We start from the raw sequence: 15,558 nt of genomic DNA, 5'->3' as shown, positions 1-15,558 counted from the left end.
ACTAACGCCGCAGGTTAGTTTAATAAAGAAAAACGTTTTTTTTGATAAAACACCTATTTGTAGGAGGGATAAAAATGAAACTTTTACGGTATTTTTGTACAATTTTAATCTTTCTGAGTTTTGTTTTCTTCATAACAGGATGTGCAGAAAATAGAACCACGCCGAAAGAGGAAGGTTTAATAATAGAAGGTTATATACTTGAAGTATATGAAGGAAGAATATTGCTTGCTAAAGACATTACTTCAGAACAATATGAAACACTTAAAGATAAAACACTTCAAGAGTTGGGTAAGGAAAGGATTTCACTTTTCTACTTAAGGTATGAAGACACCTGTAACCGTCAAGTAGAATTGAGCAGTTTTCACAAAATAAGATTAATCAATTTTCCACAATTAAGTTTGAGCACTTACTTCGGGAAACAAAGTTTTTCTGTACTTCATTCTTAAACTTTCTTCGTCCTCTCCGAAGGATATTACCTCACTTCTATGAAGGAGTCGATCTAATATAGCTGTGGTTAAAGAAGTGTCCCCTAAAAATTTACCCCATTCATTTGGCCCTTTATTTGACGTTAATATAAACGCAGATTTGTCATACATATCGTATATAAATTGAAAGAATAAGCTTGCCTCTTTCGGATCTACAGTCATATACATTACATCATCAATAATGATTAATTCGGATGTTGAAATTCGTTTATATCGTGTTTTTGATTTACTAACATAGTCACGGCTTTTCAAAATGTAGATAAGCTCTCCCATCGAGACAAAAGAAACCTGATATCCATTTTCAATGGCTAAAGTGCCTAATCCCACAGACAATAGTGTTTTTCCGGTCCCTGGGGGACCCATTATAATCAGTGTAAACATTTCTTCAATCCAGTTAAGGTCTTTTAACAATTTAAACTGTCTTTCACCAATCACATTTTGTTCTTCCAGCCGATAATCAGCTAATGTCTTTTGGTAGGGAAAGTCTGCCCATTGCATTAAACGTTGAACAGTCTTTTTTTCTCGGCACGCTGTTTCATGAGTGAGTAGTTCGTTGATAAATTCGTGATAAGTCCAACTGTTGGATTCGGCATTGCGCAAAAGAGCGGGAAGCTCTTTTGCAGTCTCAGCGAGTCTCAAAGTTCTACATTTATCTTGCAATAATTCGATTGGAGAAGTCATGATCTTTTACCTCCAGATAATAACCGAATATAGTAATCTTCTGATCGTTCTGCAGCCTTGTATTTTTGATATTTTGATGACTCTACACTTACTTGTTTTGTTTGCGATTCTGACTCTTTATGTAACGTAAAAGCTATATCTCTAAAATCATTTGCACTAATCATATTTAAAGTTTTTACTGTTTCTAGCGCTTCTTCTAGGTAGTCTGGATGATTTCGAATGACCATTTGTAATACTTTAAACTGATCTACCAAGTGTCTTGGATACTTCTTATTCAATTCGTCCAAGAACCAAGTAATTAATTCCTGGTTAGAAAATGCAAGCTCAATTTCCTCTCTCAAAAGTGTTTTCTTTGAGCTAGGTTTCTTATGATGAGACGGATCATAAATTAATTGACCCTTTAAACTACTAACTAAATGTCTTGCAATTGGTGGACCACCTATCTGTAATCGAATGTCTAAATATCCATCTATAGATACTTCTAAATACGCCACATTTTTAGTTTTTGCATCGTAAGTACCTACAGGTACAGAATAGCGATTGGATTCAAAGCGTATGATATTGTCCTTTTGAATAGTTCTTGTTATACTTTCTGTAAGGGAATTCTCGAAGGAGAATTTGGAAGAGATTTTTCTTAGGTGCAGCTTTTCGACAGTGTGCACTAAAGAAGGTCTCTTTTTTGTATTATGGTGTACTTTGTAATTTCCAGTTCTCCCTAGCCATTGAATAGCTTGTTGATTCCACAAATGAATGTCTTGGAACTCACGATTTTTCATGAAGTTATGCTTTACAAATTTAACTACTTGTTCAATTTTACCTTTAGATTCTGGATCGCTTTTTCTACATAAATAAATGTTAAACTTCCTTAATTTTCGGTAGTTATCAAATTCCTTTGTAAATAATAAATCACCAGCATTTTCACTTACTGCGAGTAAAGCGTCTTGGTCATAAACCAATTCTTCGGGCATTCCTCCAAAAAACTCAAAAGCATTCTCATGACAACGAACTAAATCTGTTGTACGGAAAGGTCTATCTAAGAATTCAATGTATTTAAACCTAGAATGAGATAATACAAACCCGACAAAATAAAGTCTTTTTTTTGTTCCGTCATAAGCAGTTACAAGATCTTGACCGAAATCTACTTGTCCTTGAAAACCCATAGGACTATCTGGGACAGCTGCATAAACTCTCTGTTCTGACACTTTTGGTATATGATATGCAACACGTAGTTCATTTACATAATTTCTTGTCGTATTCTCAGCTATATCTTCTTCGCTAATATCTTGTTTCTCTTTCAACCAATCATAGACCTGTGCGCCACTTAGATCAGGGTACCTTTTTAGCCATGCAAGAATGATATCCCGATAGGGATCTAACTTCTTTTTACGGGTTTGCAAAGAGAGTAGGTACTCTTCAAATTCCTCCGATGTATTCTTTAAATATTTAGCAACGGTATTTCTAGAAATACTTAACTTTCTCGCAATTGCAGACTTCGAAAAGCCCATTGCATATAATTCATAAATTTTCGTATAAACCATAAACCTTGTCACTCCAGATTCCCCACTTTCCATTTACACAATTCAGTATAAAGGAAGTGGTTGATTTAGAGGAGAACTGCTCAATCTTATTTGTGGAAAATTGCTCACTTTAGTATAGCGTTTACAACACCAGTAGCTTAAGGAAAGGTTACAAAGTGGAGGTATGGATTGATGGTGGCATTGATGAATCTTATCCTGCTCTAGCTGGAGCAAAAAAAATTGAGGTAAAAGAATAAAAATAGCTTATTGAAGTAACGGAGTTGGTTACTACAACAATAGGAGACGCTTTTTCACTAACGTAGCAGTTATTTTCATCGGTAACGTCCTATTAAATGCAATTACGCTGATCTTATATCGCAATAGAACAGCAAAGTAAGGGTGAATGAGTCTTAATAAGACTCATTCATTAAATGGATAGCAATCTACCTTTCCAGTACCCGACTTAGTTGTCAGGTAGTAAAAACAACTGGTTCCCGACTTTGTTTTGTGTGAAGTGTTTCACATAACATAGGAATGCGGGTTACAGCGTTCCATAGTACCCGACTTAGTTGTAACTGAACAATTTTGTTGAATGACAACAAAGTCGGGTACCGTTTAAAGACCCAAACCAATTATAATTGGTTTGGGTCTTTTTTTATGCAGCGATTGTTGAATTAACTGAAGCTTTTACTCTTGTCGATTATGTAAATAATTCACTAAACTGTTCTATTTTATTTAGATCATCAAGTGTTAAATGACAACGAAATCGGTTACTGAACAACAAAGTTGGAAACTGAAATTTAAATCAATAACCCCCCCTTGTTAATTGAATTAGAAAAGCTCAATCCATGTTATTCGGATTGAGCTTTTTGAACAAGTTGTAAATTTAACATTTTAAGGTAAGAGCATTTCTTTGTAATGAGAAGTGCATATTATTTTTGCCAAAATTAAAAGGATATTTAAATAAAAAAATAATATAATGAAAAACAATAAAGATTTATCGCAAAACAATAAAAGTTGTGTTAAATTTATATTGTCATTAAATAAGCGAGGTGCTTAATATGAATGTTAAACGAGGTTCGACCACTTTTTTAAAGGTAATTATTTTTCTGGCTGGAATTGCAGTTCTTGCTTTATGTATATTTTTAGTGCCCCATATGGCGAATTTCGCATCAAAATTGTATTCAAATATTGTCCCAATGAAATATCTCGTTTACATCGTGATGTATGGAGCGGCTGTGCCTTTTTACTTTGCTCTCTATCAGGCTTTCAATCTTTTAAGGTACATTGACGAAAACGCAGCGTTCTCGGATTTATCTGTAAAGGCGTTAAAGAACATAAAGTGCAGTGCGATTACAATCAGTGGTTTGTATGTATTAGGTTTGCCACTCTTCCGTTTTATAGCGAAGAAAGTTGACCCTCCTATTGGATTAATGGGAATCATCATCATTTTTGCTTCGTTGGTTATTGCCGTTTTTGCTGCTATCCTCCAACGGCTTCTACAAGAAGCGATTAACATAAAATCAGAAAATGACTTGACGGTCTGAGGTGGATGATATGGCAATTATCATTAATATTGATGTAATGTTAGCAAAACGGAAAATGAGCGTAACGGAGCTCTCGGAGAGGGTTGGAATTACTATGGCAAATATTTCTGTTTTGAAAAATGGGAAAGCAAAAGCGGTTCGTTTTTCAACATTAGAAGCGATATGTAAGACTTTGAATTGTCAGCCAGGTGATATTTTGGAGTACAAAAGCGACGAAGACACTCAATAAAAACAGACAACAAATTTATTTAACTAATGGGAGTTGAAAGAGAATTTAAGGGATAGCTTAATTGCTATCCCTTCTTTGCGTCTTTTGATGTAATTTACTCTGAGAATTGCATTGATATAAGTAACAAAAAAATATGATGTGATTTGCAATGTTTGCACCTCAAAAGGGAACCTGTTAAGAAAGACTTGGTTCCTTTTTAATTTGATAATTCTTATCAGTACCCGACTGAATTGTAACTGAACAATTCACCAATTAAAGCTCCTAGCTGTGAAGCCGGCGACGAGAAATGGCGAGTTAGATAATCTAAAATGGATTCTTTATCCCTATCGTTTAACGAAAAAATATCAGCTATTATGTTCGCTAAAGTAATTTGAATTGCCCCTTTTGTAATTTATACAGTCAGGATACTACAAAAGTATATTCAACTATCTTCAGAAATAAGGCACTTTCCTGTAAAAACGAGCAGCGTTTATTTTTATTTTAGGTCAAGATTGAGAAGATGAATTCATTTTATTCAGTCATAATTCATTAGTTAGTAACGATCCTCTCTTTTCATAATTTGGACAAAAAATAAAAACAAAATAGGCTATACTATACTTTTTTGATTGCAATTGAAACTTGAATCTTATAAGATACTTAACATAGTTAAGTTAAAGTAGTTTAATTAAAGTACTTTAACTTAATTAATAATGTAATAACGAATAGATATTTAGAAAGGAATTACAATATGAAATTTACAGAGTTTTTGAAGAGTAAAGGTGCCATAGGCTCTATATTTATGGGTGTTTTTTATGCAGTGTGTATGTTAGGAATCTTTTTGCCAGGTTATACAGCAATTCCTGGGAATATTGATCAATTACCGATTGCCATTATTAATGATGATGTAGGAGAAACTGGAGCTCAAATTACAGAGAACTTAGTAGAACAACTCCCATTTGAGAAAATAAAAACAAACATTTCGAACAAAGCAGCTTTAGAAGATTTAGAAGATAACGAATTAGCTTTAGTGATCCATATACCAGAAACGTTTTCAGCTGATTTACGAAATAGTGATGTATCATCAAGCATTGATTTCACTCTTAACGAAGCAGGAGCAACAGTTGTATCATCTTCTATGACACAAGTTGTTTCTCAAATTAATGAGCAATTAAGTGAGCAATTCTCACAGCAAACAGCACAAGGTATTTTAATGAACATCAATGTACCTGAAGAGCAAGCAAAAGAAATGGCTGAGCTGATTGAAAACAGTTATGTAGGTAATGTTGTTAAAATTAATGACATTCCAGATGGTATGCATAACAATATGTTACCAATGTTCTTAACTATGTCCTTATATGTAGGGGCGATGATTGCAGCGATGCAATTAGTTGGTGCGTTTAAAGTAAATCGCGGGAGAGCTACGAAAACACGTTTATTCATTTATGTACAATTAACAGCAATTCTTATTGGTGTTATTGCTGGTTTAGCTTCAGCAGGTATAGCGTTTGGTATAAATGATTTAAGCGGAGATTTATTCTTCCAAATTTGGGGACAACAAATCCTGAATTATTGGGTATGCTTTAACTTCACAGCAATTGTAGTATTCTTAATTGGTGAAGCAGGTATGATTTTAAATATCCCAATATTGTTAGTTCAAACGATTGCTAATGGGGCAACGATTTCACGTGATATGATGTATGTACCTTATAAGTGGGCGAGCCATATTACACCGATGTATTATTCAGTGCAAGCTTACTTTGCTAATATTTTTGGTAGTACAAGTGTAAGCCCTTATTTGTTAGGGTTAGCTTTAGTTGGTATAGTAGCGATGTTAATTAACGTTGTTATCGTTTGGATCTTACACAAGCCAATGCCAGTAGTGGATTCAAGAGAATCTGCAAAAATTTAAATTCTGCTGAAGTAAATGATTAGTTTTGATACAATAGAACTAATATTTGCCTAAGGAGCTGAAATGATGGCAATTCAAATTTTCATTCTGACTAAGCTTATGGAAGAAAATAATTACCCTTATAAATTGAAAAAACAAATCTCAGTATTACAGCCTCTTGATACGATAAATGGTCTGACTGAAAGCAAGTTATATTACCATTTTGAATCATTGGCGAAGCAAGGCTTTATTGAGGCAAAAGAAATCATTAAAGAAGAGCATCGACCAGATAAACAAGTATTTGCAATCACTGAAAAAGGCCGAGAAGTGTTACCGAAGAAGATTTATAAACTTTTTGAAAATGCAGATACAATCGGTAGTATGGTCATTGGTTTAGCTAATATGAAGTATGTGGATCGCGATAAAGTCATCGGTATATTAGAAAAAAAGGTATACGAGATAAAAACAACTTGGGACAAGATGTCTAAATTTGACAGAAAACATTTTATGGAACCAGGGCAAGAAGTATTAACAGACTTTATTGGGGATTATGCAAACTATAGAATAAACTCTTCAATACAGTATTTTGAGAGATTAATTAACCATATTAAAAAAGAGGAAATATAGGAAGAAGGCTATTTACAGAGGATTGTAAATAGCCTTCTTTTTATTATTTTCAGGTGATATTAACCTTAACCATCTCGATTACTTTGTAGTGCCTTTTGATTGTACCATTTTACTACTTTTATTTTACATTGAGGTTCAGTAAAAGTGGTTTTTACTTCAATAATACTATGCGTTAGTTCTATAACAATCATGAAAATGATCGAACTTTTTTCAAAATGGATTCTTCTTGTTTGTTGCTATATAATTCTTCAAATAATATTTTTAATCTAACTTTATTCCAATTCTCTATATGCACTTAAAACCCGGGTTGTTTCTTCTTAAAAAAGTGCAATGATTTTATCTAGTATGCCCGTAATATCAAGGAATACGATGATAATGACTAGAGGAATAATGTACTTCATAATGAAGAACCAAATATTAAATGCAGAAGCTCCTAAACGAGAATGTTGCAATAGTTCTTCTCGTAAAGTACTTTTCTTAATCTTCAATGGTATGAAAATAGAGATTAAGAACACGCCTAGTGGCATTAAAATATTACTAACTAAATAATCAGCTGAGTCTAAAATATTCTTCGAGAAGATTAAAATATCAGCAAATACGCTATACGATAATGCTGAAGGAACACCTACTGCGAAAATTAATATACCAATAATATATGCATATTTTGTTCGTTGCTCTTCTTTACCTTTGACTAGAGATGCGACAATTATTTCTAACATAGAAAAGGCAGAAGTCAATGTAGCGAATAAAAATAATGCTAAAAATCCTAATAAGAAAGCTTCGCCAAAAATAATTTGATCAAAGACAGCAGGTAGTACAACAAATAATAATCCAGGGCCTTCAGCTGGTTCTAAACCGAGAGAGAACACAGCTGGGAAGATGGCTAATCCTGCTAATAAAGCAATGAATAAATTCATTGAAACAATTGAAATAGCCGGTTGAATTAAGCTTTCTTTTTTCGATAGATAAGAACTATACGTTACCATTACTGATACACCAACACTTAGGGAGAAGAAAGCCTGCCCCATCGCATACAGAATACTTTGAGATGTAATGCTCGAGAAATCAGGTGCTAAGAAGAACTTTACACCTTCCATTGCATGATCGAGTGTAAGTGAGCGAATGATTAGAACAAAAAATAGTATGAATAAAGCAGGCATCAAAATTTTACTTACTTTTTCAATTCCATTTTGAATCCCTTTTGCTACTACTAAAACAGTGATAACTAAAAACGCAAGTTGAGCTACAATAACCAAGGTAGGATTTCCAATCGTACTGTTAAAGATAGCCCCATAATCTGCACCCTCACTAATTATTCCACCAAACAAACCTTTGGCAAAATAAATAACAATCCAACCACCGATTACACTATAAAAAGATAGTAGGAGGAAGCAGGTGAATACTCCCAACTTTCCAATCCAATGCCAATTAGTATTAGGAGCTAAAGTGCGATAAGCACTAACTGCTTCTTTCTGCGTGCTTCTACCGATGATAAACTCTGCTAGCAACAACGGAAAACCTATAAACAAAGAAAATAAAATAAATAGAAGAAAGAAAGCACCTCCACCACTGATACCAGTTACATAAGGGAGCTTCCAAATCGCCCCTACTCCTATAGCTGATCCAGCTGCAGATAAAATAAAACCAATCTTCGATGACCATTGCTCTGATGTTTGAATACTAATCAATCCAATCTATTTTTGGTATTTAGTGTCCTCTAAAATTAAAAGACAAAAAACCACGTCTCTATCTGTAAAGATAGGGACGTGGCTGTTCACGCGGTACCACCCTAATTGGAAACAATTCATATTTCCCACTTGTTAAAATAACGGTTTAATCCGTTTTCATACTACTTGTTCTATGATGCAGTATAAAAAAAGCTCGAAGAATGAAACTCACTCAGATCTTTGTATCAGTTTCCACCAACCACTGATTCTCTGCCAACAGGGAGATCTGGCTTAATATTTTCTTGTCATCACCTATTTGATATTTAGAATAATAAACGAAATTATAGTATGATAATACCTTGAAGTCAAGTTCTTTTTTATAATTTTACCTTATAATGCAGCTGTACAAACTGTCCATAACGTATTGAATCAACTAATACTAAATCTATTTGGGGATTATTATCTTTAAATAAAGGAATGCCAGATCCTAAAATATGAGGTGTGACGGTAATAATGTATTCATCAATTAAATTTTCTTTGATAAAAGCATCGAGTATATCAGAGCCACCAACCATCCATATTTTAGAGCCTTGTTGTGCTTTTAACTTTTTGGTGAATGCTACAACATTTTCATTCACAAAATCTACGTATTCAGTTGAACCTTGCTCAGTTGTTGAGAAGACATAGTTTTTCTTGTCAGGATAAGGAAAAGCTTCTGCATGTTCCATAACGTAGTCATATGTTCTTTTTCCCATAATCGTTGTATCAATAGTGTCATACATTGCTGTATATCCATTATCACCTTCGCCTTCAACTTCTTCTAACCATTGTAAATCATCATCTTTCTTAGCGATAAATCCATCTAAACTAACACCGATATATAAAATAACTTCACGTGTCATAATTTTGTCCCCTTTTACTTTTAGAATAGCCCTTATTGATAAAATTATAAGGTATAAACTATACTAACTCTAAAACATGACAAGAATTATGGGAAGTCGTATAAATCGTATTTAAGAGATTGTCTCTCTTGAATACGATTTTTTTGTTCGGGATATTTAATTTATTTACTAATCCACGGAGACTCATACATAATAGGATATTTTCCAAGTCTATATGAAAATTAATTTCTGGTGCCGGGTTCTAAAATAATTCAGAAAATGTACAAATTGTGTGTGTAATAGGTCAGTTTGAACAAATATTGACAACATGTATACGTTTGTATACAATGAATTTAATATTGATGTGTATACAATTGTATACACAGAAAGGTGATTTATTATGAAAAGTGAAAAATTCAAGGACTTTAAGAGTGAGGGGCATCATCGTGGTGAGCGTTACAGAGGAAGAGATGGTTCACATGGACCGAAAACATTTCGTCGAGGTAGAGCAATTGCTTTTTTAGAGAGGATGAATCTTAAACGTTCAACCATTATGGAACAGTTAGATAAACCAGAGTTTCAATCTATTCAACCAATTTTAGTCGGTGAATTAAAAGCCATTGATATGGTAATCAACGAGTTTGTTCAATTATTTGAAATTCATGAGAAAGAGACAATGGATACACCAAAAAATAATGAAGGAGAAGAAAATTCAGTGGAGGATAGTGAAAAGTCTTTAGATAATGACGAGGAAGGAATTGAATTAAATGAAACAAATTAACAGCTATATCGATTCAGTGTTTCATAATCAGGATGCACTTTTGGAGGAAGTTATTTCTTCCATTGAAGAAAACGGAATGCCTTCCATATCGGTATCTCCTTCCTCCGGAAAACTTCTAACCATGCTTATATCAATATCAAGGGCTAAAAATGTTCTTGAAATAGGTGCTCTTGGTGGCTATAGCGGAATTTGCCTTGCTAGAGGATTCGATAGAGAAGGAAAATTAACTTCCCTTGAGTTAGAGGAGAGATATGCACAGTTAGCGCATAGCAATCTATCTAAAGCCGGCTTTGAAAATCAGGTATCCTATATGACTGGAGCAGCTTTGCAAAGCCTTGAAAAACTAGTTGAGGATAATAAGCGATTTGATTTTTTCTTTATTGACGCTGATAAAGATAATTATGAAAATTACTTAGAATATTGTATTAGTCTAGCAGATTCGGGTGCTTTAATAGTTACTGATAACGTACTTGCTGGGGGTAGCGTAGCGGACCAGGGGGCTAAACCTAAACGTTATACTGAATTAATGAAGAAATTCAATGAAACTGTGGCTAATCATCCTCAATTAGAATCTGTGATTATTCCAATCGGTGATGGGATGACTATTTCAAAAGTCAAGAAATAAAAAAGACAACGTGTGGCATTAATTTTTAGTGGCTTGTTTTACGTATTAAAAACACATATGGAGCTGTTCATTAAAGACGAGCATAAGAAGTGATTAAACTTTTTTCTAAAAGGTGTTTCTATTATCATCAAAGAATGGTTTGTCAGGTTTTTAAATCAAATTTTATTACAAAAGTACAATAATTGACCATTTATAAAAGAAATTAACGAATTTGATTGAAGTTTGAATATTTGTAAAAAAAGTTGCGCTATTTTACCCCTTTAGATATGATTGTCTAGAGGGGTGTTCTTATGTCCAAAGAAAAAAGAAAGTCTGAAAGTTGAAAAAGCGGAATTAGCACGGCTAGTATTGAAGCAGTTTGTGAGCTTTGATAAAAATTTTAGTGGTTCTTCATTAGGGTGATCTACAAGATTAAAAGGTATTGAGACAAGTGGATTGCGTGAGTTTTTATCCAATTTGGAACAAAACTAATTTAATTTAACTGAATTTTCCGTAATTATAAAAGGTTTTAGACTGAAGTTTTGTTTCTTTCAGCTGAAATAAACAATGTGATGACAACGAATTTCGTATTAACAGAGTATGAAAGACAGGTTATTGAATGGGCGAGTACAGATAAATTTGATGTAAACATGCACTTGCCATTCAACTGTGGTGTACGCTCTTTTATTATTTGCTAGTTGAGAAAGCTATTATCATAGAATGCTAGATTATTTTAACTGTGGATATGAAAATTAGTAATGTTGTCAGTGTATTTCAACATTACTATAGTTAATAGTTGAATAAAATAATACAAGTCTTATCACTAATTATAATGATACATATTTAATAAAGAGATTAGTATTTTGGGGGATGCCTATGTGGAAAATTTTAAAGACTTTTTTTATTTTAGAGAAATCAAATAAAAAAAATATTTTTACTTGTATTGCCGTGGCAGTATTTGTTTTTGGCATGGTTTTATTTGTGAAAACGGAAAATTTAGGTAACGGAATAAAAGAACAATCAATTGAATATCAATCACTTTCTTCCGCGTTGACTAAATTTCAAAATGTAGACGCCACTCCAAAAGGAGGAGGCACCGAACTATATATAAATTTAGTACTCCAGCAACAATTAGTTGCCAAGCAACGTATGGCTATAAGAATGGATCTACCAGAATTGCTTGTGGATACAGCGATAGATTTTGCAAATTTAAGAGCCGAGGCATTTGACATGAAGGGATATGATAAGGTTGCGGGTAATCTACCTTCTAAAAGGGAAAATCAATTAGATAGTATATTCTATCAATATATAAAAAAATCAGAGATTCCTATATCCACGAATCCATTGTCTTTTTTCCCGTTTATTGCTTATCTATTTGGTGTACTCGGATCCGTTTGGTTTATTTTTATAGCCATTTATTCATGTGGGATCATGATAGAAGAATTCCAGCATACGTCTTTGATTAAAGGCTATCCAATATCGTTTGATAAGTATGTTATAGCTAAATGTATCTCATCCATGCTCCTAGTAGGCGTATTTCTCTTGGTGTTATTTGTTTGCAGCCTGCCATTAATTTATTTGGAGGGATTAGGGAACCCCTCCTATCCTATCCCTATTTTTAATGGAGATTTTGATGTTTATACTATATACAAATATTTAGGTGTATCTATACTTTACATGGTTTTAATCTCCATTTTCGCTATACTTCTATCTGTAATATTGAATGTTTTATTGAAGAATATGTACTTGACCTTATTTGTGCAGTTGTTATTGTATGTTCTCCCTATGTTATTTCCAAGCATGATGAATCTTCTTCCGTTTAATCCATTTAACTATTTGAACTTTTCTAGTGTATTGAATGGACAGATGCTTGACCTGGCCAACCCAGTCGCCTTAAATAGCGCATATGGACTTATTTATATCGGGATAAGTATTGTTATATTGGTAGTCGTTGTAAAGTTGTTTTTGACTACTGGAAAACTAAAAAAGGTATAAGGGAGTGAGATAATGAGCGCGTATTTTAAGATGGAGTTTTTTCAATTTATGAGCAATAAAAAGAATATCGCAATTTATGTCATTCTACTTTTTTTTTCGTGTTATTATGCACTAAAAATAGCTCCAGAATATGATCCTATCGAAAAAGTAGATGTAAGTGAAATAGAGGCACGGTATTTAACGAGGGAAAAATTTCTAAAACGTGTAGTGATTGATCAATGGACGCACCAATATACTAGATTTGCTGCTGGGATATACCCTGAATGGAATAAATATGATAAAGGAAGATTAGACGCTATCAAGCAGCACAAACTAAATGATTATGCGGAGGCTACATTTAAATGGTATATGTACTCAGATGAGATGATTTATCGATATGGAGGTGAAACGCTATTCTACAATCCTAGGTATTACACATATGGAAATACTTACTCGTGGATGGACGGGCATTATGCGTATTTATATTCTGCAAGTCGCTTCGAAGGATATACAGAAGGGAAATCAAATTTATCCGTAAATGTTTTCGAGGAAAGAACTGCGTTACAAACATTGCAACGTTTGTTACAAGCTTATCTGCCGCTCATCCTCCTTGTTTGCTGTATACTTTTCACAGTGGATATTGTGATGAAGGATCGACGGAATCCAACATTGTTACAGGGTTTGCCATTTTCAGATTGGGGAAAGTTGCTGGTTAAGGGAGTGGTTTCCTTACTGGGGAGTATACTAGCGATTATCCCACTTTCCGTAGGTTTATTGATAATAGGGGCTCGAAATGGGTTTGGTGATTTATGGTTGCCTGTTCCGATTATTAAACCTGGTGAAAAATACTTTTCAAATATAATGATGTGGCAATATTTAATGGAGAACATGATATTCATTATGTTCTGGTTTTTATTCATCGTTTCTCTGCTTCTACTTGTAAGTGTGATTTTAAAAAACGAGTTTGCAAATTTAGTAGTAGGCTGCGTGTTTGTTGTTGCTGAATTTATGTACTACGTTAGAGGAATTGGAGCTATTCGGGATGTTCAGTGGTATCCAACGAGTTATGTCCAAGTAGGACAAATTATTTCCGGGTATCGGAACTTTCTCTATGTTACCGATGGACTTACATTTGGTACCGGACTTTTTATAATAGGATTATGTACATGTATTTTTCTGTTCGTTACTTTCTTGATTAGTCGTCATAGAAAGTTTAAATTATTTTAGTTTCATAGGGATGGAGGGAAAATATGATTGAATTAAAAAATATTAGTGTTCGGTTTTCGGGTAGAGACATTTTAAAGGATGTTTCTGAGATATTCCATCCAGGAGAAATTATTGGCTTGGTTGCTCCCAATGGGACAGGGAAGTCAACGCTTATGAATGTCATCATGAATTATATCAATCCAAACAGCGGGAAAGTCATTTTAAATGATTGGGTAGAATATACAAATGAAAAGAATGAAGTGAAAATTCATCAACTAGTCTCTATGATGCCCGATCAAAGTGACTTATACAATCAAATTTCGGGTAAAGAGCATTTAAAAATCTATTCTTCTATGTGGTATAGTAATCCAAAATTGATTGATAGTACAATAAAGGAGCTAGGAATGGCGTCCTATATAAATAAGCACACAGGGAAATATTCTTTGGGTATGCGTCAAAGACTTTGTTTTGCGATGCAAATTGTATCGGATACTCAAGTTATGTTAATGGACGAAGTGATGAATGGATTAGATCCAACTCATGTCGAGCTTATTTCGAAAATATTAGTTAAAAAGAAGTCTGAGGGAAAAACGATCATCGTAGCTTCTCATTTATTAGAAAACTTAGAAAAGTATGCAGATCGCATTTTCTTTATGAAAAATGGGGAGCTAATACATGTAAATGCTCTATCCCCAGAGTTTGAAGAAAAGGAGATCACAATCGTTCGGGTAGCAGAAGTGCCAGACATGCTAAAAGAAAAGATATCAAAAGAGTTTTCAAAAATAAGTGTACAACACTTACCGAATGGCGCTACTCTAATAGATGTTCGTGGCTATGATTCAGAGAATTTAGGAAATGTCGTGGCATTTCTCAAAGAAAATCAAATAACACAGTTTAGTTTTGGAAAAGTAACATTAACCGACTTGTATTCCATGTATTATCAAGAAGTATGAGGTTATATGTAAAATATCAATATAGACATATTTTTGCAACGACTAAAGGAACTCATTTTTGGTCAAGCTTTACTCAATATGAGTTCCTTTTATAAGCATAATTAAATCGCGGTTTGGATAGTTTATTTAATCAGCTTTATTCCAATAAGAGGTGTATTCTATTGATTCATTTATAGTGGTATGAGCCTACTCTTGAATTTTTACGTTGAATTTGGTTGAACCACGCTTGATCCTTTTCTTCTTGTTTTAAAGTGTTGACTATGGTTGATGAGCAGCCGACGCATATTTTTGCTTGTGTAATTTTTCCGCATCGTTCACATGGTGCACCTAAATTTGGGAAAGTTGTACTTTGTAATTTTCCTACTTTTACCCATTTATAGAGCAAGTCGGATGAAACGCCTGTTAATTCTACGACTTCATCATTTGTTAACGTACGATTATTTTTTCTTAGTAAAAAATGAAGTAGTTCCGAAAAAATATCTTCTTCTCGTGCATCTATTTTTTTCCCAAACTGCTGAATCAAACTTCTCACCTCGCTT

General features: G+C 33.6%; 15 protein-coding genes, 1 pseudogene and 1 other annotated feature. Of the genes and pseudogenes, 11 read left to right on the top strand and 5 right to left on the bottom strand.

Going from position 1 to position 15,558, the window contains the following annotated elements; genetic code table 11:
* Positions 1-74: 74 nt before the first annotated feature.
* On the top strand, positions 75-446 hold the full coding sequence (locus PB01_RS19225) for a DUF3221 domain-containing protein (RefSeq protein WP_151701667.1): 372 nt from the start codon (positions 75-77) through the stop codon (positions 444-446).
* Here PB01_RS19225 and istB read toward each other — a convergent pair.
* Positions 393-1,166: an IS21-like element helper ATPase IstB gene (istB, locus tag PB01_RS19220; RefSeq protein WP_151701318.1), complete on the bottom strand. Its 774-nt coding sequence runs from the start codon at positions 1,164-1,166 to the stop codon at positions 393-395. The genes PB01_RS19225 and istB overlap by 54 nt on opposite strands.
* Positions 1,163-2,716 carry an IS21 family transposase gene (istA, locus tag PB01_RS19215; protein ID WP_318837479.1) on the bottom strand — a complete coding sequence of 518 codons (1,554 nt, stop codon included), beginning with the start codon at positions 2,714-2,716 and terminating at the stop codon, positions 1,163-1,165. Before istA ends, istB begins: the two co-directional genes overlap by 4 nt.
* A 125-nt stretch (positions 2,717-2,841) precedes the next feature.
* Here istA and PB01_RS22000 point away from each other — a divergent pair.
* From PB01_RS22000 to PB01_RS19185, 5 genes and pseudogenes are all read left to right on the top strand, one after another.
* A pseudogene (locus PB01_RS22000) lies at positions 2,842-2,940 on the top strand (DUF3221 domain-containing protein); the annotation flags it as partial.
* A gap of 804 nt (positions 2,941-3,744) precedes the next feature.
* Positions 3,745-4,230: a DUF2975 domain-containing protein gene (locus PB01_RS19205; protein WP_151701666.1), complete on the top strand. Its 486-nt coding sequence runs from the start codon at positions 3,745-3,747 to the stop codon at positions 4,228-4,230.
* Between the two features lie 10 nt (positions 4,231-4,240).
* Complete coding sequence (locus PB01_RS19200; RefSeq protein ID WP_151701665.1) at positions 4,241-4,459, top strand: helix-turn-helix domain-containing protein; 219 nt, start codon at positions 4,241-4,243, stop codon at positions 4,457-4,459.
* A 727-nt stretch (positions 4,460-5,186) separates the two neighbouring features.
* Positions 5,187-6,347 carry a YhgE/Pip domain-containing protein gene (locus PB01_RS19190; RefSeq protein ID WP_151701664.1) on the top strand — a complete coding sequence of 387 codons (1,161 nt, stop codon included), beginning with the start codon at positions 5,187-5,189 and terminating at the stop codon, positions 6,345-6,347.
* Between the two features lie 66 nt (positions 6,348-6,413).
* Positions 6,414-6,953: a PadR family transcriptional regulator gene (locus tag PB01_RS19185; protein WP_151701663.1), complete on the top strand. Its 540-nt coding sequence runs from the start codon at positions 6,414-6,416 to the stop codon at positions 6,951-6,953.
* A 317-nt stretch (positions 6,954-7,270) separates the two neighbouring features.
* Here PB01_RS19185 and PB01_RS19180 read toward each other — a convergent pair whose 3' ends face one another.
* Both PB01_RS19180 and PB01_RS19175 read right to left on the bottom strand, forming a co-directional pair.
* Complete coding sequence (locus PB01_RS19180) at positions 7,271-8,632, bottom strand: sodium-dependent transporter (protein ID WP_151702127.1); 1,362 nt, start codon at positions 8,630-8,632, stop codon at positions 7,271-7,273.
* Between the two features lie 78 nt (positions 8,633-8,710).
* Positions 8,711-8,938: a binding site (T-box leader), on the bottom strand.
* 59 nt (positions 8,939-8,997) lie between these two features.
* Complete coding sequence (locus PB01_RS19175) at positions 8,998-9,522, bottom strand: dihydrofolate reductase family protein (protein ID WP_151701662.1); 525 nt, start codon at positions 9,520-9,522, stop codon at positions 8,998-9,000.
* Positions 9,523-9,901: 379 nt separating this feature from the next.
* Here PB01_RS19175 and PB01_RS19170 point away from each other — a divergent pair, with 379 nt between their 5' ends.
* The 5 genes from PB01_RS19170 to PB01_RS19150 all read left to right on the top strand — a co-directional run bounded on the left by PB01_RS19170 (position 9,902) and on the right by PB01_RS19150 (position 15,019).
* Positions 9,902-10,282, top strand: coding sequence for a hypothetical protein (locus PB01_RS19170; protein WP_151701661.1), 381 nt, complete (start codon positions 9,902-9,904; stop codon positions 10,280-10,282).
* Positions 10,269-10,907: an O-methyltransferase gene (locus tag PB01_RS19165; RefSeq protein ID WP_151701660.1), complete on the top strand. Its 639-nt coding sequence runs from the start codon at positions 10,269-10,271 to the stop codon at positions 10,905-10,907. The genes PB01_RS19170 and PB01_RS19165 overlap by 14 nt, the downstream gene beginning before the upstream one ends.
* An 855-nt stretch (positions 10,908-11,762) precedes the next feature.
* Positions 11,763-12,881 carry a hypothetical protein gene (locus tag PB01_RS19160; RefSeq protein ID WP_151701659.1) on the top strand — a complete coding sequence of 373 codons (1,119 nt, stop codon included), beginning with the start codon at positions 11,763-11,765 and terminating at the stop codon, positions 12,879-12,881.
* Between the two features lie 48 nt (positions 12,882-12,929).
* On the top strand, positions 12,930-14,087 hold the full coding sequence (locus PB01_RS19155) for an ABC transporter permease subunit (protein ID WP_192797401.1): 1,158 nt from the start codon (positions 12,930-12,932) through the stop codon (positions 14,085-14,087).
* A 23-nt stretch (positions 14,088-14,110) separates the two neighbouring features.
* Complete coding sequence (locus PB01_RS19150; protein WP_151701657.1) at positions 14,111-15,019, top strand: ABC transporter ATP-binding protein; 909 nt, start codon at positions 14,111-14,113, stop codon at positions 15,017-15,019.
* Between the two features lie 166 nt (positions 15,020-15,185).
* On the opposite strand, the gene PB01_RS19145 is transcribed toward PB01_RS19150, so the two are convergent.
* On the bottom strand, positions 15,186-15,542 hold the full coding sequence (locus PB01_RS19145; RefSeq protein WP_404815093.1) for a hypothetical protein: 357 nt from the start codon (positions 15,540-15,542) through the stop codon (positions 15,186-15,188).
* Positions 15,543-15,558: the final 16 nt, after the last annotated feature.

The organism is Psychrobacillus glaciei (genome assembly GCF_008973485.1).
In the GTDB taxonomy this organism is placed as follows: Bacteria; Bacillota; Bacilli; order Bacillales_A; family Planococcaceae; genus Psychrobacillus; species Psychrobacillus glaciei.
Note: the sequence above shows the minus strand (reverse complement) of the source record. Positions and strands in the feature narration are given on the sequence as shown.